Origin of the sequence: Pseudomonas tolaasii NCPPB 2192 (genome assembly GCF_002813445.1) — a bacterium.
In the GTDB taxonomy this organism is placed as follows: domain Bacteria; phylum Pseudomonadota; class Gammaproteobacteria; order Pseudomonadales; family Pseudomonadaceae; genus Aquipseudomonas; species Aquipseudomonas tolaasii.
Map to the genome: position 1 here is coordinate 2,979,741 of NZ_PHHD01000001.1, position 25,116 is coordinate 3,004,856.

The window sequence follows — 25,116 nt, forward strand, 5'->3', positions numbered from 1 at the left end:
GAGTGAAGGAAGATCAGAATTCATAATCGACACTGGCCGTGAGGGTGCGTCCGGCGCCGGGGATGCCGTAGAGCTGGAAGCCGTCGAGGGACGCGCCGATCTGGCTGTAATAGAACTTGTTGAACACGTTGTTCAGGTTGAGGTTGACCGTGGTGGCCTTGTTCACCTTGTATTGCGCGGCCACGTTGCTCAGCCAGTAGCCGGGGGCTTTTTCGTTGTCGCGCACGTAGATGGCGTTAACCCCGGACGGCCCGTTGGCGTAGCTGCTGTTGTTGTTCAAACCGCCGACATATTTGTTGTCGGTGTAGCGGCGACGGCCCACGTATTGCTCGCCGTAGCTCAGGCTCAGGGCGTCGGTGACGGCGTAGGTGGTCCACAGGTTGGCGGTCAGGTCGGGGACGTTCTTGGCTTCGCTGCCTTTGTTGATGCCCTTGGTCTGGGTGCTTTTGAGCGCCGAGAAGCCAGCATAGGTGGTCCAGCGCGGCGTGATATTGCCTTGCAGGCCGAGCTCTACGCCGTCCACGCGCTTGGCGGGCAGGGCGCGCACCGGGGCGGCTTCGCCGTCCTGGTATTCCCAGGAGTTGTCCAGTTCGGTACGGAAGATCGCCGCGGTGACATTGAGCAGGTCATCGGCGATGTCCCACTTGGTGCCCATCTCGTAGGTTTTCGATTTGGCCGGGCTGTAGTTGCTGGTGGTGGCCGAGCCGAAGATCTGGTTGTTGGTGGACGCACCCAGCGCCGACGGTTGCGCCGCCTCGCTGTAGGACACATAAATGCTGCCGTTGGGCAACGGCTTGTACACCGCGCCGACGCGACCGCTGACGGCGCCGTCGGTGCTGCTGATGTCAGCCTGGCCACGTTGGGTGGTCTGGGCGCGCCAGTTGTCGTAACGCAGCGAGCCGAGCACCTGCCATTGCTCGTTGAGGGTGACGGTGTCGCCCAGGTAAATGCCGGCGTTATCGACGATAGAGCGCGGGTCGCCTTCGCCCTTGGTCACGTAGGTGCTGGCAAAGCTGTGGCTGGGGTCGTGCATGTCAAAAAACATGTCGCCGGCCGGCACTTCGGCGTTGCGTTTAAGGCCGCCGTAGGTCTCGTGGTAGAACTCCAGGCCCGACACGATCGCGTGCTGCAGGCTGCCGGTGTTGAACGTGAAGCTGAAGTCGGTCTGGTTATCCAGGATGGTGTAGCGCTTGGACAAACCGAAATCGCTGCCGCGCAGGATGCCGTAGGCGGTGTTGCTGTTGTTCACGTAATCGGTGTAGGCATTTACCGTGCTGCCGGGCACCTGGCTGATTGGGCCTACGCCGGTGTAGCCCAGGGTTGCACAGCGGGTGCCGGTGCAGGTTTTCTTGCCATTGGCGCCTGCGGCGAAAAAGCGGGCCGGGGACAGCACGGCGAAGTTGTCGCTGCGCTCCCAACGCGTCTGGTTGCGCAGGTGGGCGTCGTTCCAGTCGAAGTCATGTTCGAAACGGGCGGTCAGCGAGGTGGTTTCGTTCTGCTGGGTGTAGAGGCTGGAGTCGCCGTACCAGTTCGAACGCGACACGCCGGGCATGCGATGGCCGTCGGTGCCACGCTGGATCGGCACGCCGCCGTCCGGGGTGTTGGTGTCTTTCTGATAGAAGGTGTCGACGAAAAAACGCGTGTCGGTGCCCAGGCCGAAGCCGAAGGAGGTGGCGATGCCCCAGCGGTCGTAGTCCACGTCGTCGCGCTCGGCCACTTGGTTGTAGTGCTTCATCAGGTTGATGCGTACGGCGGTAGTGTCGTTGATCTGTTTGTTCAGGTCGGCGGTGAGGCGCCGGTAGCTGTCGGTGCCGATGCCGGCGGCGACCTTGTTGGCATCGCCCAGGTGCGCTTCTTTGCTCACCAGGTTGACACTGCCGCCCACGGCGGACACGCCGGATTCAATGGAACCGGTGCCCTTGAACACTTCGGCCTGTTGCAGGTTGAAGGTGTCGGTGCGCGTGGACATGCCCGCGTCACGCACGCCGTCGACGGTCAGGCTTTGCTCGGACGAGAAGCCGCGAATCGAAAACAGGTCACCCCAGCCCAAATTGCCTTCGCCGGACATGAAGGTGATGCCGGGCACGTTGCGCAACACTTCCTGCAAGGTCTGCGCGTTCTGCTCCTTGAGCACTTGCTGCGGCACGATGGTCACGCTTTGCGGGGCGTCGAGCAGCGGCTGGCTGATCCTGGCCGAGGTCACGCGGTCCACTTTAAAGGTGGAGGTGGCTTCGCCGTCGACCTTGATTTCCGGCAGGCTCAGCACCGAATCATTCGGCGCGGCGGCGTTGGTATCGGCCCAGGCGGTCGGTGCGACACTGCCCGCAGCGAGAAAACCGAACATCGGCGCCAGCGTCGTGTTCAACGTGTGGCGGTAAGGCGTGGGAGATGACATAGGTAGTGATCCGAGTCTAAATTACAATTACTCTCATTTAGGTTCGGTAGTCTAAAGAGCGATTTCCCCTGCCATACCCTGGCTTTGTATCGCTGATGCGTGATTATGGTTTCCTACAACATTCCATTACATTTGCCCGACCTGCTGGCTGAACTTTCGGCTAGATCCTGCGTTTTGAGTTTTCGGATTGAATGCCCATGGCCAAGCTTGACCACCTGTTGATCGTTGATGACGACCCGCAAATCCGCCAACTGCTCTGCGACTACCTCAGTGACGCGGGGTTTCAGGTGTCCACCGCCGCCGACGGCCGGGAAATGCGCCGTCGCCTGGCGCTGAACGTCATCGACCTGATCGTGCTCGACCTGATGCTGCCCGGCGAAGACGGCCTGAGCCTGTGCCGCGAACTGCGCGTGAGTTCCAACACGCCGGTGGTGATGCTCACGGCCAAGGGCTCGCTGATCGACCGCATCGTCGGCCTGGAAATCGGCGCCGACGACTACCTGCCCAAACCCTTCGACCCGCGTGAGTTGCTGGTGCGAATCAAGGTGGTGCTGCGCCGGGTGCAGAGTTTCCCGGACCGGGCGCGGCTGGATGAAGCACCGAGCATCCGTTTTGCCGGTTGGCAACTCGACACGCGGGCGCGCCAATTGCTGACGCCCGAAGGCGTGGTGGTCAGCCTGGGCAATTCGGATTACCGCGTGTTGCGTTTGTTGCTGCAACACCCGAACCGCCCGTTGAGCCGCGATTTTCTGCTCAACCATGTGTTCGACAAAGACAGCACGCCGTTCGACCGCTCCATTGACGTGTGCGTGAGCCGCCTGCGCTCGCAACTGCCCGCCGGGCTGATCAAGACCGTGCGCAACGAGGGTTACATGCTCACCGCCGACGACGTGGTGTTGGGCTCGTGAGACTGCTGCCCAAGTCGCTGTTCGGGCGGCTGGTGCTGATTCTGGTCAGCGGCATGCTCGCGGCCCAGGCGCTGACCAGCAGCATCTGGTACGACCGTCGCCACGGCCAGGTGCTGGAAATTCCCGCGCGGCTGATCGCCACGCGGCTGGCGGACGTGGTGCGGCTGGTGCACAGCGACCCGCAGCAGGCTGACCAGTTGATCAAACTGCTCAATACGCCGCACTTCCAGCTGACCTTAAGCGACCAGGCCAGCATTACGCCCAGCACCTTGACCGACAGCGACCGGCCCACCGAGCGCCTGCTCAAGAAAGTGTTGTCGGAGAAAACCGGTTACGCGCAAACCCTGATTCTGTTGCGCCTTTCGCTGGTCGATGGCGAAGGGCAACGTGCAGGGCTTTCGACCTTGCTCAGTTCCAGGCCGGTGGTGGGCCAGTTCCTGATTGACCTGCGCTTGCCCGACGGGCGTTGGTTGCAGGTGGATGCCAGTGAGGAGCAGGGCTGGACCAGCACGTCGCCGCTGGACCTGTTGTTCGACTACGTGATGCGCATTTATTTGCTGCGGGTGCTGGTGCTGGTGGTGATCGCCCTGGTGGCGGTCCGCCTGGCGATTCGCCCGCTCAATGCCCTGGCCAAGGCCGCCGAGGCGCTGGGCCGGGATATCCAGCGTCCGCCACTGTCGGTGGACGGCCCCACCGAAGTGCGCCGCGCCGCCCAGGCCTTCAATGCAATGCAGCAGCGGCTGATCGCCAACATCGCCGAACGCACGCGGTTTCTTGCGGCGATTTCCCACGACCTGCGTTCACCGATCACACGCCTGCGCCTGCGCACCGAAATGCTCGAAGACAACCGCACCAAGGAGCGTTTTCGCAGCGACCTAGAGGAAATGGAGCACATGGTTGCCAGCACGCTGGATTTTGTCAGCAGCGGCGAAATCAACGAGACGCGGCAGAACATCGACATCAATGCCTTGCTGCAAAGCTTGCAGGCGGATCTGGAAGACGTGGGCAACAGCGTGACGATCGTCGGCCGTGCGCGCCAGCCATTGCCGGGGTACGCGCGCAGCCTCAAACGTTGTGTGCAGAACCTGCTGGAAAATGCCGTGCGCTATGGCTGTGACGTGGTGGTGCGGGTGGACGACCAGGCGGACAGCTTGAAGATCGTCATCAGCGACCGCGGGCCGGGCATTCCCCAGGAACAGCTGGAGCAGGTGATGGAGCCGTTTTACCGGGTGGAAGGCTCACGCAATGCCGAAACCGGTGGGTATGGGTTGGGCTTGAGTATTGCGCACACCATTGCGCGGGCGCATGAGGGGCGGTTGAGCTTGAGTAATCGTGAGGGCGGGGGGCTTGAAGTTGTCTTGCAATTCCAACGCAAGTCTTGATCTGCAATGCGACCTAATGTGGGAGCTGGCTTGCCTGCGATTGCGGTGGGCCAGTTGACGCATTTTTAGCTGTCGGACCGCAATCGCAGGCAAGCCAGCTCCCACACTGACTGTGTCAGGGCATCAAGCCCCGTGGCACTTCTTGAATTTCTTCGCGCTGCCGCACGGGCAAGGGTCGTTGCGGCCAACGTCTTTCAAGGCGTTGCGCACCGGCTCCTGGTGAGCGTGGCCGCAATTCGGGCCGTGGACATGGCCGTGGTCGTGATCATGGTGATCGTGATCGTGGTTGCAGTCAGGACCATGGACATGGGGTTGCTGGTTCATCGATGTCGCTCCGGAATAAAATCGCCGGGGATTATCTCGCCATTGTGGTTCACCTGCACGTCATTACCGATGAATAATCCGGTTTTCAACTCGCCTTCCAGGCGATACGGCACAGGTTTATCAGGATTTTTCAGCATCTGCACCACATCACGAATCTGCGGCCAGAGGTTGGTGCGCACCGTCACACGGAAAAAAGCATGGCTGCGCGGCGGTACGGTCAGCCATTCGTTGGACTCGCCTTCGGTCAACACAAAATCGCCGAGGCTGACCTTATAGATCAGGCCGCGCACCGTCAGGTCTTCGTCGTTGCGGTTGTCCACGCGAAACCACAGTTTGAATTTCTGCTCCAGCAGCTTGGCGCGTACCACTTCGACCTTCACCAACGAAATGTGAGGCGGCGGGGCATCGTCTTCAAACCAGGAGGCGCAGCCGGTCAAGCCCAGGGTCAACGCCAGCATCAAGCAGCACATCCGAAGCATGGCGTTTTCCCGTCAGGTGATTAGAGGTAGCTGGAACAGCACTTCTTGAATTTCTGCCCGCTGCCGCACAAACATACATCATTGCGCCCGGCCTTCACTTCAACCGTTGGGTCGATGAAGTACCAGCGCCCTTCGTTCTGTACGAAAGAAGACTGCTCACGGTGGCTGTGTTCGCCGGTGCTGTCGTGCCAACGCGCGGTAAAGGTCACGAAAGCGTGTTCCGGCTGGCCGCCGAATACCTCGGAGCTTTCCACCTCAAGGCCGAGCCAGGTGCTTTGGGCACTCCAGGCGCCGATGGCGGCACGGTCCAGGCCGGCCTGTTGTGCCGGCAGCGTGGTTGCCACCAGGTAATCCACCAGGCCCAACACATAGGCGCTGTAGCGCGAACGCATCAACGCGGTGGCGCAGGGCGCCGGGTGGCCGGCGTGATAATGGCCGCAGCAGGCATCCAGCAGGTTGCCGCTGCCGCAGGGGCAAATGGATGTACTCATCGGGTTACCACCAATACTTTCCGAAGTTTTCCGGGTTGGCCCAGAAACGGGCGTTGAGCCAGTCGGGCACTTGCTTATAGTCAAGCAGATCATAGGTAAACAGCGTCAGAACCTGTTCGTCGCGCTGGAAACGCTCGCCCGCTTGCAGGGCCAGGGAGAAGAAATCGGTTTCCTTCCAGCCGCAGGCGTTCAAGTCCACCAGGGCTGCAATGCGGCTGGCGTTAAGGTTGCGCACGCCCCCGAGCAGGGTCAGGCCTTGCGGTTTTGACAGGTGCTCCAGGCAATCGACCACCAGCGCCAGGTCAAAACGCTGCGCCGCCAACTCCGCGGGCAGCGGCCCGGGCGGGGCGATGGCCACTACGGTGTCGGGGTGCTCGGCTTGAAACGCTTCCAATGCCGGGAACTGGCTGGCGCCCAATAAAAGCAGGCGTTTGGGCTGGTGCAAATCCAGCAAGGCGGCCAACGCTTGCTGAGGTGTACGGGAAGAAATACCAGCGGTCATCACAGATCCTCACATCAGGACCGTAGAGACTAGCGCGGCTGAGCGTGCGGGCCTAGAGCGGATGGCCGCGAAAAGTCCGGCGAGGGCGACGATCCTCAATGAAACCGGGGCCGCGGCGTACTGGCGCAGATGAAAAGAGCCGTCTTTACTCCACCCATCGGCCCCCGCCGATACCCTCAGGAGAAATCACATGAGCATCATGCGGACAGCTCTACCCTTGGTTCTGCTAACCGGAGTATTGACAGGTTGCGCAGGCTTGCAAAAAACCGATTGGCCCACCTGTGCAGCCGTCGGTGGTGTGACGGGCGCCGCGATTGGCGCCACTGAAAGCTCGGCCTACGCAGGCTATGGCGCATTGCTGGTCGGCGGCATGGCTGGCGCCTATTGCTGGGTTCACGGCGATGGCGACGAAGACGGTGATGGCGTGCCGGACAGCCGCGACAAGTGCCCGCACACGCCCAAGGGCGTGCAGGTCGATGCCGATGGTTGCCCTCCGGCGCCGCCAGCGGCTGTGGTTGAGGAAGTGGTCGTGGTCAAGGAAGAGACCATCGTGATCCGCGATGTGCACTTCCAGTTCGACTCGGCCAAGTTGACGGCGGCGGACAAAACCACGCTCAACACCATCGCCACCCGCCTGAAACAGGAAGCCCCAAGCGCGCAACTGCGCGTCAGCGGGCACACCGACAGCGTGGGCAAAGACGCCTACAACCAGAAGCTCTCGGAAAAACGCGCACACTCGGTGACCGATTATCTGATCGGGGCAGGCGTGCCGCGCAGCAACTTTGTGTCGGTGGTCGGCGCGGGCGAAAGCCAGCCTGTGGCCGATAACAAAACGGCTGAAGGCCGCGCATTGAACCGTCGCGTGGAAATCAAAATCAACCGCTGACAGCCTTTGCCCCCGTGGCCGCCACGGGGGCACTGTTCAAGGGCACCTTTTTGGCTTTTTTTGATCCTTCACTGGCAAAACGCCTTCAGAAGTCGTTACTGTGCGGCCGTCTAGAACAAAATAAGAAGGCCAATCATGCGTAAGGTTTTTCTGTTGGCCCTGTTGGTCAGCCCCATTGCTCTGGCGCAGAACGTCAGCGTCGAAAGCAACTCGCTGATGCGCTTGCCCAACAGCACCAGCGTCCTGCAACTTGAACGCCTGGACGTGGCGGATTACGGCACATTGCTGATTCCTGCCAACATCAGCCAGGTGACGGTGGATGAGCTGCACCTGGGGCGCGAAGCCCGTATCACCATCGTGCCCGGCAATACCGCGCTGCAGTTGCAGGTGCGTCATGCGCAGTTGGAACATGGCAGCCAGATCACCTCGCGCGGCGCCCCCGGTACTCACGAACGGCCGGCCAAGGCCGGACGCGACCTGACATTGCGCATCAATGAGCTGACTGCCGATGAACTGTCGGTGGACGCCCGTGGCGGTGCCGGCGCTCAAGGTTACGCGGGCCTGGATGGCGCCAACGGCGTGGACCCGGGTTGCACCTGGGGCTCAGCCGGACGCGGGGCCAATGGGGATAACGGTGGTGATGGCCTGCCGGGCGCGGCGGGAGCGACGGTACGTGTCGAACTGCCGCAGAGCTTCCCGGCTGAACAGATCAAGGTCTGGGTCGATGGCGGCGCCGGTGGCTTGGCCGGTACGGCGGGCAAGCCCGGTAACGGCGGGCAGTCCAAGGGGTGCCTGGTGTATCGCGCCGATGGCGGCCAGAAGGGGCGCCCAGGGCTGGAAGGGCAGCCGGGGCCGGCCGGGCCTGCAGGTACTGTGACCGTCCAGCGGCTTTGACGCATTTGTCCTGACGTCATCGCGGGCAAGCCCGGCTCCCACACCTGGAATACATTCCAACCTGTGGGAGCCGGGCTTGCCCGCGATGAGGCCCTGAAAAACGTCCTCAGAACATCGGCCGAGCCGAAGCAATCGCCACGACTACCAACCCGATAATCAAATTAACCCCCACCAGCTTGCGAATCTGCCCCAGCACTGCCGCGCCTGTAGGCCAGTCCTCAGCCGCCACCGCCGCGCGCAATTGCGGAAATTTCAGCGCCTGGACGCGGATAAACAGCGCCGTCATCACCAGATACAACCCCATCATCACCTGCACATAGCGCGGCGCAGTCTCAAAACCACTGAAGCGCAATTGCAGCAGGCCGACACCGCTGATCGGCAAAACAGCCACCGCGACCCACACCCACACGAAAAAACGCTGAAACACATTTGCCCACAACTTGAGCCGGGCAGGGCCCTCAAGTGCCGCCCCGGCGGCGGGGCGCAGGATCATCCAGGCGAAAAACATGCCGCCGACCCAGATCAGGGCGGCCAATACATGCAGGGTATAAACGAGACTAAACACGGTCATTGCGGTACTCCGTTCTGCGCGGGATTCATTAGCGGGGTATGATAGCCGCCGATCCGAACCACTGAAAATTTATCCAGCGTTTTTAGCGCCCGACTATTCATGATCAGCACTGAACTCAAAACCACGATCCAGGGCGCCTATTCGCGTTTTCTTGAAGCCAAGAGCTTGAAACCGCGCTATGGCCAACGCCTGATGATCGCCGAAGTGGCCAAGGTCCTCGGGGATATCGACACCGACGACGAAGGCCGCCGCGAAGGTGAGCCCGCGGTCGTGGCCGTCGAGGCCGGCACCGGTACCGGTAAAACCGTGGCTTACAGCCTGGCCGCCATTCCGACCGCCAAGGCGGCCGGCAAGCGCCTGGTGATCGCCACCGCCACCGTCGCCCTGCAGGAGCAGATTGTCTACAAAGACTTGCCCGACCTGATGCGCAATAGCGGCTTGAACTTCACGTTCGCCCTGGCCAAGGGCCGTGGCCGTTACATGTGCCTGTCTAAGCTCGATGTATTGTTGCAGGAAGGCCACGCGCAAACCGCTACTGCCCAGCTTTTCGAAGAAGAAGGCTTCAAGATCGAGGTCGATGAGGCCAGCCAGAAGCTGTTTACCAGCATGATCGAGAAGCTGGCCGGCAATAAATGGGATGGCGACCGCGACAGCTGGCCCACCGCCCTGGAAGATTCCGACTGGGCGCGCCTGACCACCGACCACAGCCAGTGCACCAACCGCCATTGCCCCAATTTCGGCCAGTGCGCCTTCTACAAGGCCCGCGAAGGCATGGGCAAGGTCGACGTGATCGTCACCAACCACGACATGGTGCTGGCCGACCTGGCCCTGGGCGGTGGCGCCGTGCTGCCCGACCCGCGCGACACGCTCTATGTCTTCGACGAAGGCCACCACCTGCCCGACAAGGCCATCGGCCACTTCGCCCACTACACGCGACTGCGCTCCACCGCCGACTGGCTGGAAACCACCGCGAAGAACCTCACCAAATTGCTGGCCCAGCACCCGCTGCCCGGCGACCTCGGCAAGTTGATCGAGCAGGTGCCGGAGCTGGCGCGGGAGATCAAGACCCAGCAGCAATTCATGTTCAGCGCCTGCGAGCAGGTGGCCGACTTCAAACCCGGTGAAGACGTGGAAGGCCGCGAGCGGCCGCGTCACCGTTTCGTCGGCGGGTTGATCCCCGAGCACATGCGCGAAATGGGCATTGAACTGAAGAAAGGCTTTTCGCGCCTGACCGACCTGTTTACGCGCCTGACCGACCTGCTCAAGGAAGGCATGGATGGCGAGGTCAACATCGGCATCGCCAGTAACCAGGCCGAAGAGTGGTACCCGCTGTTCGGCAGTCTGTTGTCCCGCTCCCAGGGCAACTGGGAACTGTGGACCGCCTTTACCGTTGAAGACCCGGAAGACAACCCGCCGATGGCCCGCTGGCTGACCCTGTCGGAAAGCGGCGCGCTGTTCGATATCGAGGTCAACGCCAGCCCGATCCTCGCCGCCGAAATGCTGCGCCGCAACCTGTGGAACGTGGCCTACGGCTGCCTGGTGACTTCGGCCACACTGACCGCCCTCGGCACCTTCGACCGCTTCCGCATGCGCGCCGGCATGCCGAAAAAAGCCGTTACCGCGGTGGTGCCGAGCCCGTTCCACCACGCCGATGCGGGCGTGCTGCGGGTGCCGGACCTCAAGGCCGACCCACGGGACGCGGCGGCGCACACCGCCGCGATCATCCGTGACCTGCCGGAGCTGGTGGAAGGCTCCAAGGGCACGCTGGTGCTGTTTTCGTCGCGCAAACAGATGCAGGACGTGTTCGACGGCCTCGACCGCGACTGGCGCAAGCAGGTGTTCATCCAGGGCAACCTGTCCAAGCAGGAAACCCTCAACAAGCACAAGGCGCGGGTCGATGGCGGTGATTCCAGCGTGCTGTTCGGCCTGGCCAGCTTCGCCGAAGGCGTGGACTTGCCCGGCGCCTACTGCGAGCACGTGGTGATCGCCAAAATTCCATTCTCGGTGCCGGATGATCCGGTCGAAGCGGCCCTGGCCGAATGGATCGAAGCGCGGGGCGGCAACCCGTTCATGGAGATTTCGGTGCCGGATGCGTCCCTGAAACTGGTGCAGGCCTGCGGGCGCTTGCTGCGTACCGAGCAGGACCGGGGCACCATCACCTTGCTCGACCGTCGTTTGGTCACCCAGCGCTACGGCAAGGCTATCCTCAATGCCTTGCCGCCATTCAGGCGCGAAATTTCTTAAGCCACCGTGGGCGAATTCGCCCACTTCGTGGTCTATCTCACTGCCAACGTTTTATGTCATCAGGCCATTCATCGGCCGTCTGGGAGAACCTTGCTCGTATGATTCGCACGCTGCCCGCCCTTTTTGCCCTGTTGTTCGCCGCGCCGCTGATGGCCGCGCCCGCCGGGCAACAAACGTTGTTCAACTTCGTCCGGCCTGCCGATGTGGTCAAGGTGGCGACCCAGGACGCCAGCCTGCCGCAATACAACGCAGAACAAACTCCGGAAGGTGAAGTGCTGCGCCGCATCACCTTCAACCCGGCCGCCGAGCCGAGCCTGGTGCTCAGCCCGCAAACCGGCACCTGGGACTGGTCGCAATCAGGCGCCATGAGCCTGCGCATCCAGAGCGCCATGGATTGGGCGCTGACCCTCTACGTCAAGGTGCAGAGCACCGACGGCAAAACCCTGACCAGTCGCATCGACTTGCCGGCCGGCCCGGCGCAAACCCTGTTGATTCCGCTGCAAGCCAATTCGCCGCTGAGCCAGGGCATGAAGGCGGGCCCGCCGATGCCCATCATCGTTGACGGCCAGCGCGTGTTGCTGGGCAACAGCGCCGGGGATGTCGACCGCAGCCAGGTGGCGTCGGTCACCCTGTCCATGATCAAGCCCAATGCCGCGCAAAGCATCCTGCTGGAGCGCTTCGGGGTGCAGGACATCGAGCCGGCCATGAAAGCGGCGTACAGCGAACTGGTGGATGCTTATGGCCAGTCCACCCGTGCGCGCTGGCCGGAAAAAGTCAGCAGCGACGACCAACTCAAGGCTGCCGCCACCAAGGAGCAACAACAGCTCAAAGGCTGGCTGGCTGAGCGTGACAAGTCTTCGCTGGACCAATACGGCGGCTGGAACAAAGGCCCGGCGTTCGAGGCCAGCGGCTTTTTCCGCACCGAAAAGCGTGACGGTCGCTGGTACCTGGTGACGCCGCAAGGCCATCCGTTCTACTCCCTCGGCGTAAATACCGTTGCACCAGACAACAACCAGACCTACGTGGCAGGCCGTGAATGGATGTTCAGCGCATTGCCCAAATCGGGTGAACCGTTCGACAAGTACTACGGCAGCAGCGACAACCGGGGCGGCAACGGTGCCGATCAGGGCCGGGGCTTCAACGTAGGGCGCTGGTATGACTTTTACGGCGCCAACCTGCAACGCACCTACGGCGGCGAAGGTTTCGACCAGAAACGCTGGGTGACCCACACCCTCGACCGCCTGCAAGCCTGGGGTTTCAACACCGTGGGCAACTGGAGCGACGAGGCGCTGGCCAGCGCCGACCGTGTGCCTTACACCTTGCCGCTGTCGATCGTCGGTGATTACGCCAGCATCAGCACCGGCACCGACTGGTGGGGCGGCATGCCCGACCCGTTTGACCCGCGTTTCGCCATGGCCACCGAACGCGCCGTGGCCATCGCCGCCCGCGACCACCGCGATGACCCGTGGCTGATCGGCTATTTTGCCGACAACGAACTGGCTTGGGCCGGGCCGGGCGACGACCCGAAATCCCGCTACGCCCTGGCCTACGGTACGTTGCGCATGACCACCGATGTGCCGGCCAAGCGTGCCTTCCTCAAGCAATTACGCGACAAGTACCGCAACGAAGAAGGCATTTCCCGGGCCTGGGGCATCCATTTGTCGGGTTGGGAGTTGATGGAAGATCCGGGCTTCGTGCCGCCGATGCCAAGCCCCGAGCATCCGGAAATCGAAGCCGACTTCAAATACTTCCAGAAGACCTTCGCCGACGCCTACTTCAAGACCATCTCCGATTCGCTGAAATGGCACGCGCCAAACCAACTGTTGCTGGGCGGCCGCTATGCCGTCAGTACCCCGGAGGCCGTGGAATCCTGCGCGCAGTATTGCGATGTGCTGAGTTTCAACATGTACACCCTCAAGCCGCAGGACGGTTATGACTTCGCCGCTCTGCGTGCGCTGGACAAGCCGGTGCTGATCACCGAGTTCAACTTCGGCTCGGCAGACCGTGGCCCGTTCTGGGGCGGCGTGACGCAATTGGCTCGCGAAGAAGATCGTGGCGCGGCTTACGGCAACTTCCTCAAGCAGGCCATGGCCGAGCCGTCGATTGTCGGTGTGCATTGGTTCCAATACCTCGACCAGCCAGTGACCGGGCGCCTGCTGGACGGTGAAAACGGCCACTTCGGCCTGGTCGGCATCACCGATGTGCCGTTTCAGGGGTTTGTCGACAGCGTGCGCAAAAGCAATCTGGCAACGGTCGATCAGTTAGGTAAAGAGGCGGAAAAAGCCAAGGCCGCCAGCGCGGTGCGTGAAAGCGAAAACGGCAAGGCCGGGCGCGACGGCAAAGGTGCGGGGCAGGGCGCCGGGCATGCGGGCGGGCACTCCGGAAATGGCCATTGATTCATGTTTGACGGGTTCACAAAAGCCGTAAGGGCTGGAACAATGGCCGCCATTTCTTAACGCGTTTTCCGAGGCGGATCAGGTGCAGATTCAGGGTCATTACGAGCTCCAGTTCGAAGCGGTACGTGAGGCATTTGCCGCACTGTTCGATGACCCGCAAGAGCGTGGCGCCGGGTTGTGCATCCAGATCGGCGGCCAGACCGTCGTCGACCTGTGGGCCGGTACCGCCGACAAGGACGGCGCCGAAGCCTGGCACAGCGACACTATCGTCAACCTGTTTTCCTGCACCAAGACGTTTACGGCCGTCACGGCCCTGCAATTGGTGGCTGAGGGCAAGTTAAAACTTGATGCGCCGGTCGCCGACTACTGGCCCGAATTCGCCGCGGCGGGCAAGGAAGCCATCACCCTGCGCCAACTGTTGTGCCATCAGGCCGGGTTGCCGGCGATCCGTGAAATGCTGCCCGCCGAAGCGCTGTACGACTGGCCGTTGATGGTCGACACCCTAGCGGCCGAGGCCCCATGGTGGACGCCGGGCGAAGGGCATGGTTACGAGGCCATCACGTACGGCTGGCTGGTTGGCGAGTTGTTGCGTCGCGCCGACGGGCGCGGGCCGGGAGAATCCATCGTGGCACGGGTCGCACGGCCTCTGGGGCTGGACTTTCATGTCGGGCTGGCGGACGAAGAGTTTCATCGTGTCGCTCATATAGCGCGCAGCAAAGGCAATATGGGCGATGAAGCCGCGCAACGTTTATTGCAAGTAATGATGCGTGAACCTGCGGCAATGACGACCCGTGCATTTGCCAACCCACCGTCTATTCTGACCAGCACTAATAAGCCTGAATGGCGACGCATGCAGCAGCCGGCGGCAAATGGTCACGGTAACGCACGCAGTCTCGCGGGTTTTTATAGCGGTTTGTTGGACGGTAGTTTGCTGGAAAGCGACATGCTCGAACAATTGACGCGCGAACACAGTATCGGGCCGGATAAAACTTTATTGACTCAAACCCGTTTCGGTTTGGGTTGCATGTTGGACCAGCCGCAATTGCCCAATGCCACGTTCGGCCTTGGCCCGCGTGCATTTGGGCATCCCGGGGCGGGTGGCTCGGTGGGCTTTGCCGACCCGGAACATGATGTAGCGTTCGGGTTTGTGACTAATACACTGGGGCCGTATGTACTTATGGACCCGCGTGCGCAGAAGTTGGTCGGAATATTGGCCGGTTGTCTGTAAAGCGCTTGCCGTTTCACGTTTTTTTGTTACAAAGGCAACTATAAGAAGGCGCTGAACGAAATTGTGTAACTTTAATGTTCTGTAAGCGTCTGTTTAACGGGTCATCCAGACCCCCTGGTTTTTTCTCATTTTGTGGATATCTCATGTTATCGAACAAGTCCTTGGCACTGGCGCTGTGCCTCACTATTACCGGTTGCGCACAAACTCCACAAAATGATGCCGACGGCGGGCATTGGTGGTCATTTGGCTCCGACAAGGCTGCCACCAAGGACGCAGTGACCCAAACCGACGCGAAGCCGGATGCCAAGCCGGACGCCAAACCCGCCGCCGGAGCCAAACCTGCCGCCCCGGTGGCTGCCGCCGCTGCGACTCCAGCCCCAGCCCCGGCTGCCGCCGCGCCTGCCCCGGTAGCCAAAGCCGAAACCGGCTCCAGCTGGTGGCCGTTCTCCTCCAAAAGCGCCGATGAAAAAGCCGCCGACGCCAAGGCTGACCTGAAAGCCGACCTCAAGGCCGCAACCCCTGCGCCAGCTGCGGATGCCGCGCCGGCTGTCGCCAAGACCGACACTGATACCAAATGGTGGTGGCCGTTCGAAAGCAAGCCAAAGCCACTGGCCAAGGTCGACGTGACCAACGTGCCGATGCCTGACCCGAAAATCACCCAGGCCTGGCTCGACGACTATGAGCCGCGCCTGCGCGCCGCCATCAAGGACAGCAACCTGCAACTGGAACGCCGTGAAAACGTGCTGGTGGTGATCGCCCCGGTAGACGGCTCCTACAACCCTAAACGCCCGGCCATGCTGTTGCCGGTGACCCTGGGCCCGTTCACTCGCGTCGCCAAGGCTGTTGAAGGCGACCCGAAAACCGCCGTGCTGGTACTCGGCCACGTGGACACCAACGGTGCCGAGCCGGTGAGCCAGGCGCTGACCCGTGAGCGCGCGCAGTCCATCGCGTCGATTTTCAGCCTCAGCGGCTTGAAGCAGGACCGCCTGATGATGCGCGGCATGGGTGACCTGATGCCACGTGCCGCCAACGACAGCACCCAGGGTCGCGCGCTGAACCGCCGTATGGAAATCATGTTCACCCAGCGCACCACCATGCTGGCCTTGCTGAACAAGTACAACTCGGGCAAACCACCGGTTGCCGAGATGGTTGCCGTGCAGACTGCCCCGGCCCCTGTACCGGCCCCGGCCGCGAAGAAAGCCGCTCCAGCGAAAAAGGCACCGGCCAAGAAAGCCGCCGCCAAGCCTGCCGCCAAAAAAGCCGCTGCCAAACCGGCCGCGAAAAAAGCTGCACCGAAGGCCGATGCAGCCGCCACGAACGACCAGGCCAAAAACTGATCCGTTGAAACAGAAGGATAAAACCGCATGACCCAGGCACTGGCCGATATGCGCCGTGACTACACACGGGACGGTTTGAGCGAGGCACAAGCCCCGAGCGAGCCGTTTGCGTTGTTCCACCAATGGTTTGGCGACGCGGTGAAAACCGAACAGCCGCCGGTGGAGGCCAATGCCATGACGCTGGCGACCGTCGACCAGGAGGGGCGCCCGCACTGCCGCATCCTGTTGCTTAAAGGTCTGGATGCACAGGGTTTTACCTTCTTTACCAACTATCAGAGTGCCAAGGGCGAACAGCTCGCGGCACGGCCGTTCGCGGCGATGACTTTCTTCTGGCCGACCCTGGAGCGCCAGGTGCGCATCGAGGGTCGGGTGGTCAAGGTCACGCCGCAAGAGTCGAATGCTTATTACCAGGTGCGCCCGCTGGGCAGTCGCCTGGGCGCCTGGGCTTCGCCGCAAAGCAAGGTCATTCGTGACCGCGAAGAGCTGCACGACCTGCTCAAGGCCACCGAACAGCGTTTCAGCGATAGCCAACCCGATTGCCCTGAGCATTGGGGCGGTTACCGTCTGCTGCCCGAACGCATCGAGTTCTGGCAAGGCCGCGCCAGCCGCCTGCATGACCGCCTCAACTATCGTCTGGATGCAGGCGAATGGACGCGCGAGCGTCTGGCCCCCTGAATTTCGCTTGTTGCCGCCTTCCTGGAATATTGCACGCCGCTCCGACGTTTTACTGATGAGCTTCGGGGCGCACGCGTGCGTGGCTACTACACTGTCGAGCAGGGCATGACATTTTTTGGCACACGTCGAGTGCTACCATTCGTCGAGTTTTCTGGTACTGGCAGTCTGTACTAAGGCTGAATGAAAGCAATTTTCTGCCTGGCTTGCCGTGACAGGCGCCAAGCCGCAGCGTCTAATGAATACCTGTCCTTTGGAGTTGATGCTATGCGTAAGTCCGTTTTACTGGTTGCCTGCTTTACCACCCTGTCGTTGCTGCTGGGTGGCTGCGCCTCGAGTCTGACCGGCGACTCGTACTCCCGTGACGAGGCGCGTCGTGTACAAACCGTTCGCATGGGTACCATCGAGTCCCTGCGCCCTGTGAAGATCGAAGGTACCAAGACCCCAATCGGCGGCGCTGCTGGCGCGGTCATCGGCGGCGTTGGCGGCAGCGCCATCGGCGGCGGTCGTGGCAGCATCGTTACCGCAGTGATCGGCGCCGTAGCCGGCGGCCTGCTGGGCTCGGCCACCGAAGAAGGCCTGACCCGTACCCAGGGCGTGGAAATCACCGTTCGTGAAGACGACGGCAGCATGCGCGCCTACGTCCAGGCGGTTCAAGAGAACGAAATCTTCCGCATTGGCGACCGTGTACGCATCATGACCGTCAACGGTACCAGCCGCGTTACCCGCTAAGCGTCGGTTGCAGAAACACAAAACCCCCAACCGGGTGACCGGTTGGGGGTTTTTGTTTTTAAAGGTCGTAACTGTCACTGTGGCGAGGGAGCAAGCGCCCTCGCCACAAGGTTGCGCTGGCCCCTCCAAGCTTCATTTCACACCTGGAAGTGCTTCACCATCGTATTCAGCTCGTGCGCCAGGCTCGCCAGCGATTGCGAGGCGGCGGTCGTTTGCGTCGAGCCTTCTGCCGACTGCACCGACAACTGCTGAATGTTCAGCAAGTTGCGATCCACGGCCCGTGCCACATCAGCCTGTTCCGCCGCCGCTGTGGTTATCACCAGGTTGCGGTCGTTGATCTCGTCATTCGCCGCCAGAATATCGGCCAGTGCCTGCTGTGCCAGTTCGGCCAGGCCCAGGGTTTGTTGGGTCATGGTGCTGCTGTCGAGCATGGTGTTGACGGTGCTCGCGGTGTTGGTCTGAATGCTGCCGATCATCTGCTCGATTTCCTGGGTCGATTGAGCGGTGCGATGGGCCAGGGCACGCACCTCGTCGGCGACCACGGCAAAACCACGCCCGGCTTCCCCGGCGCGGGCGGCTTCGATGGCGGCATTCAGGGCCAGCAGGTTGGTCTGCTCGGCAATGGTGCGGATTACATCAAGCACCTTGCCGATACCTTTGGCCTGTTCGGCCAGGCCACCGACCTGCCCGGAACTGAGTTCGACCCCACGGGTCAGCGCCTGAATGGAATTCAAGGCTTCGACCATGCGCTGTTGGCCTTTAAGGGCGATGCTGCGCGACTCCTGGGACAAGTCGGAAGTCGAGGCCGCGTTGCGCGCGACGTCTTCAATGGCCGTGGTCATCTCGGTAACAGCGGTGGCGGCTTGCTGGATTTCTCCGTGTTGCTGTTGCAGATCGCGACTGCCCTCAGCGGTCACCGCATTCAGTTGTTCCGCTGCCGCCGCCAGTTGGCTGGATGAACCGGTAATTTGCCGCAGGGTTCGCACCAGGTTGTCGCGCATGGTTTCCTGGGCGCGGAGCAAGCGCGTGGCTTCGTCGTTGCCTGTTGGTGTAATGGGTTGCGTAAGATCGCCTTGGGCAATGGTTTCGGCCACACGCACCGCTTCGTTGATCGGCCCGGTGATGCTGCGGGTCAGCAGCCAGGCCACCAGCACGGTGCCGGCACTCACCAGCACAATGACGATCGCGATACCGCTGACCGCGTGTTGGTAAGCCTGTTCGGACGTTCGGCCAGCCTGTTCTGCGCCTTTGTTGGCGAGGTCGATCAACTGGTCGAAATTCTTGGTCATCTGCTCATAACTTTCGCGGATGTTGTTGAGAAAGTCGCGGGCGCCGGCCTTGTCGCCCGAGCGCGAGCGCTTGAGCATCTCGGTGTGGTTCTTCGCATAGCCCTCCAGGCTCTGGTTGAACACCTCGAGCCGGGACTTCTCATCCGGGGTGCGCAGCAACGTGGCGTATTGCCCCAGTTGTTCCTTGACGGCTTTCAGGCGCCCGGCGGATTTGTCCTCGTAGGTCTGCATGTCGGCATCGCTCGAAGACAAAATGTGCGCCATTTCACCCAGGCGGAAACGGTCAAGCGAAGCATTGGCCAAGGCCAACAACCGCACGCGCTGCATCCAATTGTTCTGAATGTCCGCCGCCTGGGACTGGACCTCGCCAATCTGTTTGAGCGCAAACAGGCCAAGAAACACACTCAGCGACGCAATAGCGGCGAAGCCGATGAAGGCTCTGGCCGCGATTCTTATATTTCTCAGGAACATGGGCTTGTCGCTCGGGCTGAAACACATGGGGGAGCACATTCGGGCGGGTGTCCCGGAGAGGGCACTGAGGTCGCCACACCCAATAGTCGGCGGGGGAGGGCAAGTCTTTAGGTGGGCAAAGATGAAACCTGAGCCCTGGCCAAAGAAAAACCCCAACCGGCTGCCCGGCTGGGGTTTTGAGTGTGTTTCAGGCGATCAGGCTTGTTTGCGGCTGGCCATCGCCGTGACCGCGTAACCAATGCAGGCGGCCAGTATGGAACCGGTCAGAATGCCCATGCGGTCCTCACCGGCAAATTCGCTGACGCCCGGCACAAACGCCAGTGAGCCGACGAACAGGCTCATGGTGAAGCCGATGCCACAGAGGATGGCCACGCCGAACACCTGGCCCCAATTGGCGCCGCTGGGCAGCGCGGAGAGGCCGGTTTTGACTGCGACCCAGGTCAGGCCGAAGACACCAATGGTCTTGCCGATCAACAGGCCGGCAGCAATGCCCAACGGTACGTGATGGGTGAAGCTTTCCAGGCTGACGCCGGTCAGGGACACGCCCGCATTGGCGAAGGCGAACAGAGGCAGGATGCCGTAGGCGACCCACGGGTGCAGGGCGTGTTCAAGTGTCAACAGCGGTGACGGCTCGGCATTTTTGGTGCGCATCGGGATGCAGAACGCCAGTGTCACGCCGGCCAGCGTTGCGTGCACGCCGCTCTTGAGCACGCACACCCACAGGATCAGACCGATGATCAGGTACGGCCCGAGCTTGATCACGCCCAGGCGGTTCATCGCGATCAGCGCAATCAGGCAAGCGCCTGCACCCGCCAGCGAAGCGCCGGACAGGTCAGTGGAATAGAACAGCGCAATCACGATGATCGCGCCCAGGTCGTCAATGATCGCGAGGGTCATCAGGAACAGTTTCAGCGACACCGGCACGCGCTTGCCGAGCAAGGCCAGCACACCCAATGCGAAGGCAATATCGGTGGCCATCGGGATGGCCCAGCCAGCGAGGGCCGCAGAGTTGCCCTTGTTCAGCGCCCAGTAGATCAGCGCCGGCACCACCATGCCGCCAATGGCCGCTGCACCGGGCAGCACCACTTGCGACGGTTTGGACAAATGGCCGTCGAGCAGCTCGCGTTTGACCTCAAGGCCGATCAGCAGGAAGAACAGGGCCATCAGGCCGTCGTTGATCCACAGCAACGCGGGTTTGGCGATTTTCAGTGCGCCGATCTGGGCGACCACGGGCACGTCGAGAAAGGCGTTGTACAGGTGCGACAACGGTGAGTTGTTGATGATCAGCGCCAGGGCGGCAGCGGCGATCAGCAACAGACCGCTGGCGGCTTCCAGCTGGAAGAAACGGGTGAAAGTGCTACGCAGAGGCACGAGATGCTCTCCAATCCAGGTTCAATAGGTGGGTACCCTAACCCGTACTGTTAGTTGTTAAAACAAAAGTTATATTCTTATTTGTTATAAGCGTTGAGCTGGGTGGGCTTTGCGTGAAAGCCTAGCAATTGTGTGTCTAATTGAGTCGCCACTGTATCTGTGTGCAGTGTAGGAAAGCCCCTAAAATCGGGGCTGAAATCTTTAGAGATCCACCTTATGAGCGACCACCGTACCTGGGCCCGCGAAGCCATTCGCATCATCGAAGCGGACTTCCAGCGCAGCGCCGACACGCACCTGATTCCGTTGCCATTACCGGGGTTGCCGGGTATCGAGTTGTACTTCAAGGACGAGTCCAGTCACCCCACCGGCAGCCTGAAGCACCGGTTGGCCCGCTCGCTGTTTCTGTATGCCCTGTGCAATGGCTGGCTCAAACCGGGTGCACCGGTGATCGAGGCGTCCAGCGGTTCGACGGCGGTTTCCGAGGCGTACTTTGCGCGCCTGCTCGGCTTGCCGTTTATTGCGGTGATGCCGGCCACGACGTCCCAGGCGAAGATCGACCAGATCGCCTGCTACGGCGGCAGGAGTCATCTGGTAAACGATCCGACGCAGATCTACGCCGAATCCGAACGATTGGCGAAGGAAAGCGGCGGCCACTTCCTTGACCAATTCACTTACGCCGAGCGCGCCACCGACTGGCGGGCGAACAACAACATCGCCGAGTCGATCTTCCAGCAGATGCGTTTCGAGCATTTCCCCGAGCCGAGCTGGCTGATTTCAAGCCCCGGCACGGGTGGCACCACGGCGACCCTGGGGCGTTACGTGCGTTATCGCCAGCATTGCACTCGCGTGCTGTGCGCCGATGCCGAGCGCTCGGTGTTTTTCGACTTCTACCAGACCGGCGACGCCAGCCTGCGCCTGGACTGTGGTTCGCGCATCGAGGGCATCGGCCGCCCGCGGGTCGAAGCGTCGTTCTTGCCCCAAGTGATCGATGCGATGGTCAAAGTGCCGGATGCGCTGTCGCTGGCGGCCATGCATTACCTGGCCGGGCGCCTCGGGCGGCGGGTGGGTGGTTCCAGCGGGACCAACCTGATCGGCGCCCTGGTGGCGGCGCAGCAGATGAAAGCGGCGGGGGAATCGGGTTCGATCGTGGCGATCTTGTGTGATGGCGGCGAGCGGTATGCAACCACCTATTACGATCAGGCGTGGCTTACCGCGCAGGGTTACGAGCTGGGCAGTTTGATCGCGGCCGTTGCGGCGAGTGTGGAGCGGGGGGAGCCTCTGCCGGACAGCATCTTGCGAGCCAATATCTGATTCAACGCTCAAACCAATGTGGGAGCTGGCTTGCCTGCGATAGCGGTGGTTCAGTCAATAAACACGTCGACTGATACTCCGCTATCGCAGGCAGGCCAGCTCCCACAATTGATGGTGCTGGTCGTAATAACGTGATCAGGCCTCAAGGCCCAACATATCCCGCGCCAATGCCTCGGCAATCCGGATACCGTCCACGCCTGCCGACAGAATCCCGCCCGCATAACCCGCGCCTTCACCGGCCGGAAACAGGCCTTTCACGTTCAGACTCTGCATCGCTTCGTTACGGGTAATCCGCAATGGCGATGACGTGCGGGTCTCGATCCCGGTCAATACTGCGTCGTGCAGCGAGTAGCCCTTGATCTGCTTCTCGAACGCGGGGAGCGCCTCACGGATGGCTTCGATGGCGAAGTCCGGCAAGGCCAGGGCCAGGTCACCCAGTGCCACGCCTGGTTTGTAGGACGGTTCGACACTGCCAAGGGCGGTGGAGGGTTTGCCTGCGATGAAGTCTCCTACAAGCTGCGCCGGCGCTTCGTAGTTGCTGCCGCCGAGGACATAGGCGTGGGACTCCAGGCGTTCCTGCAGTTCGATACCGGCCAGCGGGCCGCCCGGGTAATCCACTTCGGGGGTAATGCCGACCACGATGCCGGAGTTGGCATTGCGTTCGTTACGCGAGTACTGGCTCATGCCGTTGGTGACGACGCGGTTCGGCTCGGAAGTCGCCGCGACAACCGTACCGCCGGGGCACATGCAGAAGCTGTAGACCGAGCGGCCGTTTTTGGCGTGGTGCACCAGCTTGTAGTCGGCGGCGCCGAGTTTCGGGTGCCCGGCGTATTTGCCCAGGCGCGCCGCGTCGATCAGCGATTGCGGGTGTTCGATGCGGAAACCCACCGAGAACGGCTTGGCTTCCATGTACACGCCACGGCCGTGGAGCATGCGGAAGGTGTCGCGGGCGCTGTGGCCCAGGGCCAGGATCACGTGTTTGGAGAGGATTTGCTCGCCGCCGTCGATGACCACGCCGTGCAGTTGGCCGTCTTCGATCAGCACGTCTGTCACGCGCTGTTCGAAACGCACTTCACCGCCGAGGGCGATGATCTGCTGGCGCATGTTTTCCACCACGCCGGTCAGGCGGAAGGTGCCGATATGCGGCTTGCTGACGTAGAGAATCTCCTCCGGCGCGCCGGCCTTGACGAACTCGTGCAGCACTTTGCGGCCGTGGAATTTCGGGTCCTTGATCTGGCTGTACAGTTTGCCGTCGGAAAAGGTCCCGGCGCCGCCCTCGCCAAATTGCACGTTGGACTCGGGGTTCAGCACGCTTTTACGCCACAGGCCCCAGGTGTCCTTGGTGCGCTGGCGCACTTCCTTGCCACGCTCGAGGATGATCGGCTTGAAGCCCATCTGTGCCAGCAGCAGCCCTGCGAAGATCCCGCACGGGCCGAAACCGACGACGATCGGCCGTTCAGTCAGGCCTTCCGGCGCCTGGCCTACCACCTTGTAGCTGACGTCCGGCGCCGGGTTGACGTTGCGGTCGTCGGCGAACTTGAGCAGCAGCGCGGCTTCACCCTTTACGTTCAGGTCGATGGTGTAGATGAAGCACAGCTCCGACGATTTTTTGCGCGCGTCGTAGCTGCGTTTGAACAGGGTGAAATCGAGCAGGTCATCACTGGCGATGCCCAGGCGCTGCACGATGGCAGGCCGCAGGTCTTCTTCGGGATGGTCGATGGGCAGCTTGAGTTCGGTGATTCGTAACATGACAGGGTCCGGTAGGCGGCGGGCAAAAAGGCCGGCTGTTTTGCAAACCGGCGATTATAAGCCCCAATGGCGGTTTTCCGTCAGGTTAAAACCGCGCAGGGCGCAATCAGTCGTCGCGCGAGCCACCAAATGCCGCGCAACCGCGTTGTACCTGGCCGTTGACGCGCAACTCGGCAGTCATGTGCTGCAAGCTGCCGCTGACCGGGTCCACGCAACGCTGCGGCGCGACCCACAGTTCGACGTGCTGGTTGTTGGCTTCGGTCATCAGGTTGAAGCGACCGTCGCCGATCTGTTCCTCGACATAGGGCACCGCCAGCGGTGGCTGGCCCTCACGTTCAAGCACCATGCCCTTGGCCGTGACGTTCATCGCCCACGCCGGTTTATGGCCGTTGGCGCGCAGGATCATGCGTTTGAAGTCGGGGTCGTTGCAGGCCGAGGTCGAACGCTCGACGCGATAGAGCTGCTGCAACTCCACCGACCCCTGGGTGCCGGCGGCGACTCCGGAAAATTTGCCACGCAGGTCGGCAAACAGCGCACCTTGCTGGCCGGCCAGGGAGGCGGCTTCCTGCAGCACACTGGTGCCGCCGGTGTCGTTGACCACGTAGTTGCGCTGGTCGCCACAGGGCTGGAACAACAGCTTGCCGCCCACGGCCGTCAGCTCGCCCTGCATGCGGGTCATCCCGACAGTGGAGGGTTTGGCCGGCTCGCTTTCGAACATCTGGCAAGCGGTGAACAGGGGCAGCAGGGCAAACAGGGCGAGGGTACGGACGGCACGCATTGATCGGTCTCCAAACAAGTGCCGCCACGTTACGCAGGCTGGCGCTGCATCACAAGCCCGTCGCCCGGCTTCAGGCGATTCTTACAGACGCGGGATTCAGCCTACGATAAAGGTCTGACCGGTCTGCAATCCCTCGACGCTTTTTGCGTAGGCCAGCGCCACATCGGCACCGGTCGCCGGTTTGAACCCGCGGAAGTAGGGCGCATAGCTGCCCATCGCTTCGAGCAGCACGGTCGGGCTCACCGAGTTGACGCGTAGGCCGCGTGGCAATTCGATAGCGGCCGCTTTGACGAACGCATCCAGCGCGCCGTTGACGAGCGCCGCCGAGGCACCGGTGCGGATCGGGTCACGGTTCAAAATGCCGCTGGTGAAGGTGAACGAGGCGCCGTCGTTGGCGTATTCGCGGCCGATCAGCAGCAGATTGACCTGGCCCATCAGCTTGTCACGCAGGCCCAGCTCAAAATCGGTTTCGCTCATGTCGCCCAGCGCGACAAAGTTGACGCTGCCCGCGGCGCAGATCAGGGCGTCGAACTTGCCGGTTTGCTCGAACAGCTTGCGGATCGAGGCGCTGTCGCTGATGTCCACCTGGAAGTCGCCGCTGTTGCGCCCGATGCTGATCACTTCGTGACGCTGCGCCAGCTCTGCCTTGACCGCTGAACCGACCGTGCCGCTGGCACCAATCAATAGGATTTTCATCGTGCTGTTC

General features: G+C 61.9%; 22 protein-coding genes. 11 read left to right on the forward strand and 11 right to left on the reverse strand.

All coding sequences use genetic code 11. The annotated features are described in order from the left end of the window. Positions 1-13: 13 nt before the first annotated feature. On the reverse strand, positions 14-2,395 hold the full coding sequence (locus ATI14_RS13805; RefSeq protein ID WP_016970355.1) for a TonB-dependent receptor: 2,382 nt from the start codon (positions 2,393-2,395) through the stop codon (positions 14-16). A 197-nt stretch (positions 2,396-2,592) separates the two neighbouring features. Between ATI14_RS13805 and ATI14_RS13810 the strand changes: the two genes are divergently transcribed. Next, entirely contained in the window at positions 2,593-3,303 is a 711-nt protein-coding gene (locus tag ATI14_RS13810) for a response regulator (RefSeq protein WP_016970356.1), read from the forward strand. Beyond that, positions 3,300-4,685, forward strand: a complete 1,386-nt coding sequence (locus ATI14_RS13815; protein WP_016970357.1) for an ATP-binding protein — start codon at positions 3,300-3,302, stop codon at positions 4,683-4,685. The genes ATI14_RS13810 and ATI14_RS13815 overlap by 4 nt, the downstream gene beginning before the upstream one ends. A gap of 123 nt (positions 4,686-4,808) precedes the next feature. On the opposite strand, the gene ATI14_RS13820 is transcribed toward ATI14_RS13815, so the two are convergent. Genes ATI14_RS13820 through ATI14_RS13835 form a run of 4 tightly spaced genes read right to left on the reverse strand, consistent with a single transcriptional unit; the run spans position 4,809 to position 6,481 of the window. Continuing rightward, positions 4,809-5,009 (reverse strand): SEC-C metal-binding domain-containing protein, encoded by a 201-nt coding sequence (locus tag ATI14_RS13820; RefSeq protein WP_016970358.1) that lies wholly within the window; start codon positions 5,007-5,009, stop codon positions 4,809-4,811. After that, positions 5,006-5,488, reverse strand: coding sequence for an LEA/WHy family protein (locus ATI14_RS13825; RefSeq protein WP_016970359.1), 483 nt, complete (start codon positions 5,486-5,488; stop codon positions 5,006-5,008). The genes ATI14_RS13820 and ATI14_RS13825 overlap by 4 nt, the downstream gene beginning before the upstream one ends. Positions 5,489-5,508: 20 nt before the next feature. Continuing rightward, positions 5,509-5,979, reverse strand: a complete 471-nt coding sequence (locus ATI14_RS13830) for a YchJ family protein (protein WP_016970360.1) — start codon at positions 5,977-5,979, stop codon at positions 5,509-5,511. Positions 5,980-5,983: 4 nt separating this feature from the next. Continuing rightward, on the reverse strand, positions 5,984-6,481 hold the full coding sequence (locus ATI14_RS13835; protein ID WP_016970361.1) for a DUF6231 family protein: 498 nt from the start codon (positions 6,479-6,481) through the stop codon (positions 5,984-5,986). 190 nt (positions 6,482-6,671) lie between these two features. Here ATI14_RS13835 and ATI14_RS13840 point away from each other — a divergent pair, with 190 nt between their 5' ends. Both ATI14_RS13840 and ATI14_RS13845 read left to right on the forward strand, forming a co-directional pair. Next, on the forward strand, positions 6,672-7,367 hold the full coding sequence (locus ATI14_RS13840) for a PA1041 family peptidoglycan-binding anchor lipoprotein (protein WP_026083128.1): 696 nt from the start codon (positions 6,672-6,674) through the stop codon (positions 7,365-7,367). Positions 7,368-7,502: 135 nt separating this feature from the next. Continuing rightward, positions 7,503-8,261 carry a hypothetical protein gene (locus tag ATI14_RS13845; protein WP_016970363.1) on the forward strand — a complete coding sequence of 253 codons (759 nt, stop codon included), beginning with the start codon at positions 7,503-7,505 and terminating at the stop codon, positions 8,259-8,261. 106 nt (positions 8,262-8,367) lie between these two features. On the opposite strand, the gene ATI14_RS13850 is transcribed toward ATI14_RS13845, so the two are convergent. Continuing rightward, positions 8,368-8,832 carry a CopD family protein gene (locus ATI14_RS13850; protein WP_016970364.1) on the reverse strand — a complete coding sequence of 155 codons (465 nt, stop codon included), beginning with the start codon at positions 8,830-8,832 and terminating at the stop codon, positions 8,368-8,370. 99 nt (positions 8,833-8,931) lie between these two features. Between ATI14_RS13850 and dinG the strand changes: the two genes are divergently transcribed. From dinG to ATI14_RS13880, 6 genes are all read left to right on the forward strand, one after another. After that, positions 8,932-11,076, forward strand: a complete 2,145-nt coding sequence (gene dinG, locus ATI14_RS13855; protein WP_080519826.1) for an ATP-dependent DNA helicase DinG — start codon at positions 8,932-8,934, stop codon at positions 11,074-11,076. Between the two features lie 98 nt (positions 11,077-11,174). Next, complete coding sequence (locus ATI14_RS13860; RefSeq protein ID WP_016970366.1) at positions 11,175-13,472, forward strand: beta-galactosidase; 2,298 nt, start codon at positions 11,175-11,177, stop codon at positions 13,470-13,472. 82 nt (positions 13,473-13,554) lie between these two features. After that, positions 13,555-14,700 (forward strand): EstA family serine hydrolase, encoded by a 1,146-nt coding sequence (locus ATI14_RS13865; RefSeq protein ID WP_016970367.1) that lies wholly within the window; start codon positions 13,555-13,557, stop codon positions 14,698-14,700. A 143-nt stretch (positions 14,701-14,843) separates the two neighbouring features. Beyond that, positions 14,844-16,037, forward strand: coding sequence for an OmpA family protein (locus tag ATI14_RS13870; RefSeq protein ID WP_016970368.1), 1,194 nt, complete (start codon positions 14,844-14,846; stop codon positions 16,035-16,037). Positions 16,038-16,064: 27 nt separating this feature from the next. After that, on the forward strand, positions 16,065-16,712 hold the full coding sequence (gene pdxH / locus ATI14_RS13875) for a pyridoxamine 5'-phosphate oxidase (protein ID WP_016970369.1): 648 nt from the start codon (positions 16,065-16,067) through the stop codon (positions 16,710-16,712). Between the two features lie 264 nt (positions 16,713-16,976). Continuing rightward, the gene (locus ATI14_RS13880; protein ID WP_016970370.1) at positions 16,977-17,441 is read left to right on the forward strand and encodes an outer membrane lipoprotein; all 465 of its coding nucleotides are present in this window, start codon (positions 16,977-16,979) and stop codon (positions 17,439-17,441) included. A gap of 137 nt (positions 17,442-17,578) precedes the next feature. Here the strand turns inward: ATI14_RS13880 and ATI14_RS13885 are convergent, their stop codons facing one another. Continuing rightward, a complete protein-coding gene (locus ATI14_RS13885) occupies positions 17,579-19,228 on the reverse strand; it encodes a methyl-accepting chemotaxis protein (protein ID WP_080519825.1) in 1,650 nt (549 codons plus the stop codon). 168 nt (positions 19,229-19,396) lie between these two features. Next, complete coding sequence (nhaA, locus tag ATI14_RS13890) at positions 19,397-20,572, reverse strand: Na+/H+ antiporter NhaA (RefSeq protein ID WP_016970372.1); 1,176 nt, start codon at positions 20,570-20,572, stop codon at positions 19,397-19,399. A gap of 216 nt (positions 20,573-20,788) precedes the next feature. Between nhaA and ATI14_RS13895 the strand changes: the two genes are divergently transcribed. Further along, the gene (locus ATI14_RS13895; RefSeq protein WP_016970373.1) at positions 20,789-21,883 is read left to right on the forward strand and encodes a PLP-dependent cysteine synthase family protein; all 1,095 of its coding nucleotides are present in this window, start codon (positions 20,789-20,791) and stop codon (positions 21,881-21,883) included. Between the two features lie 135 nt (positions 21,884-22,018). Here the strand turns inward: ATI14_RS13895 and ATI14_RS13900 are convergent, their stop codons facing one another. The 3 genes from ATI14_RS13900 to ATI14_RS13910 all read right to left on the reverse strand — a co-directional run bounded on the left by ATI14_RS13900 (position 22,019) and on the right by ATI14_RS13910 (position 25,106). After that, on the reverse strand, positions 22,019-23,632 hold the full coding sequence (locus tag ATI14_RS13900; protein ID WP_016970374.1) for an NAD(P)/FAD-dependent oxidoreductase: 1,614 nt from the start codon (positions 23,630-23,632) through the stop codon (positions 22,019-22,021). 106 nt (positions 23,633-23,738) lie between these two features. Next, the gene (locus ATI14_RS13905) at positions 23,739-24,410 is read right to left on the reverse strand and encodes a COG3650 family protein (RefSeq protein WP_016970375.1); all 672 of its coding nucleotides are present in this window, start codon (positions 24,408-24,410) and stop codon (positions 23,739-23,741) included. A gap of 96 nt (positions 24,411-24,506) precedes the next feature. After that, positions 24,507-25,106, reverse strand: coding sequence for a short chain dehydrogenase (locus tag ATI14_RS13910; RefSeq protein WP_016970376.1), 600 nt, complete (start codon positions 25,104-25,106; stop codon positions 24,507-24,509). Between the last annotated feature and the right edge of the window lie 10 nt (positions 25,107-25,116).

What these genes read in the sequence shown, in the direction of transcription:
- ATI14_RS13805 (WP_016970355.1), bottom strand. Translation starts at nt 2,395, where the DNA reads ATGTCATCTCCCACGCCTTACCGCCACACGTTGAACACGACGCTGGCG.
- ATI14_RS13810 (WP_016970356.1), top strand. Translation starts at nt 2,593, where the DNA reads ATGGCCAAGCTTGACCACCTGTTGATCGTTGATGACGACCCGCAAATC.
- ATI14_RS13820 (WP_016970358.1), bottom strand. Translation starts at nt 5,009, where the DNA reads ATGAACCAGCAACCCCATGTCCATGGTCCTGACTGCAACCACGATCAC.
- ATI14_RS13825 (WP_016970359.1), bottom strand. Translation starts at nt 5,488, where the DNA reads ATGCTTCGGATGTGCTGCTTGATGCTGGCGTTGACCCTGGGCTTGACC.
- ATI14_RS13830 (WP_016970360.1), bottom strand. Translation starts at nt 5,979, where the DNA reads ATGAGTACATCCATTTGCCCCTGCGGCAGCGGCAACCTGCTGGATGCC.
- ATI14_RS13835 (WP_016970361.1), bottom strand. Translation starts at nt 6,481, where the DNA reads ATGACCGCTGGTATTTCTTCCCGTACACCTCAGCAAGCGTTGGCCGCC.
- ATI14_RS13840 (WP_026083128.1), top strand. Translation starts at nt 6,672, where the DNA reads ATGAGCATCATGCGGACAGCTCTACCCTTGGTTCTGCTAACCGGAGTA.
- ATI14_RS13845 (WP_016970363.1), top strand. Translation starts at nt 7,503, where the DNA reads ATGCGTAAGGTTTTTCTGTTGGCCCTGTTGGTCAGCCCCATTGCTCTG.
- ATI14_RS13850 (WP_016970364.1), bottom strand. Translation starts at nt 8,832, where the DNA reads ATGACCGTGTTTAGTCTCGTTTATACCCTGCATGTATTGGCCGCCCTG.
- dinG (WP_080519826.1), top strand. Translation starts at nt 8,932, where the DNA reads ATGATCAGCACTGAACTCAAAACCACGATCCAGGGCGCCTATTCGCGT.
- ATI14_RS13860 (WP_016970366.1), top strand. Translation starts at nt 11,175, where the DNA reads ATGATTCGCACGCTGCCCGCCCTTTTTGCCCTGTTGTTCGCCGCGCCG.
- ATI14_RS13870 (WP_016970368.1), top strand. Translation starts at nt 14,844, where the DNA reads ATGTTATCGAACAAGTCCTTGGCACTGGCGCTGTGCCTCACTATTACC.
- pdxH (WP_016970369.1), top strand. Translation starts at nt 16,065, where the DNA reads ATGACCCAGGCACTGGCCGATATGCGCCGTGACTACACACGGGACGGT.
- ATI14_RS13880 (WP_016970370.1), top strand. Translation starts at nt 16,977, where the DNA reads ATGCGTAAGTCCGTTTTACTGGTTGCCTGCTTTACCACCCTGTCGTTG.
- ATI14_RS13885 (WP_080519825.1), bottom strand. Translation starts at nt 19,228, where the DNA reads ATGTGTTTCAGCCCGAGCGACAAGCCCATGTTCCTGAGAAATATAAGA.
- ATI14_RS13895 (WP_016970373.1), top strand. Translation starts at nt 20,789, where the DNA reads ATGAGCGACCACCGTACCTGGGCCCGCGAAGCCATTCGCATCATCGAA.
- ATI14_RS13900 (WP_016970374.1), bottom strand. Translation starts at nt 23,632, where the DNA reads ATGTTACGAATCACCGAACTCAAGCTGCCCATCGACCATCCCGAAGAA.
- ATI14_RS13905 (WP_016970375.1), bottom strand. Translation starts at nt 24,410, where the DNA reads ATGCGTGCCGTCCGTACCCTCGCCCTGTTTGCCCTGCTGCCCCTGTTC.
- ATI14_RS13910 (WP_016970376.1), bottom strand. Translation starts at nt 25,106, where the DNA reads ATGAAAATCCTATTGATTGGTGCCAGCGGCACGGTCGGTTCAGCGGTC.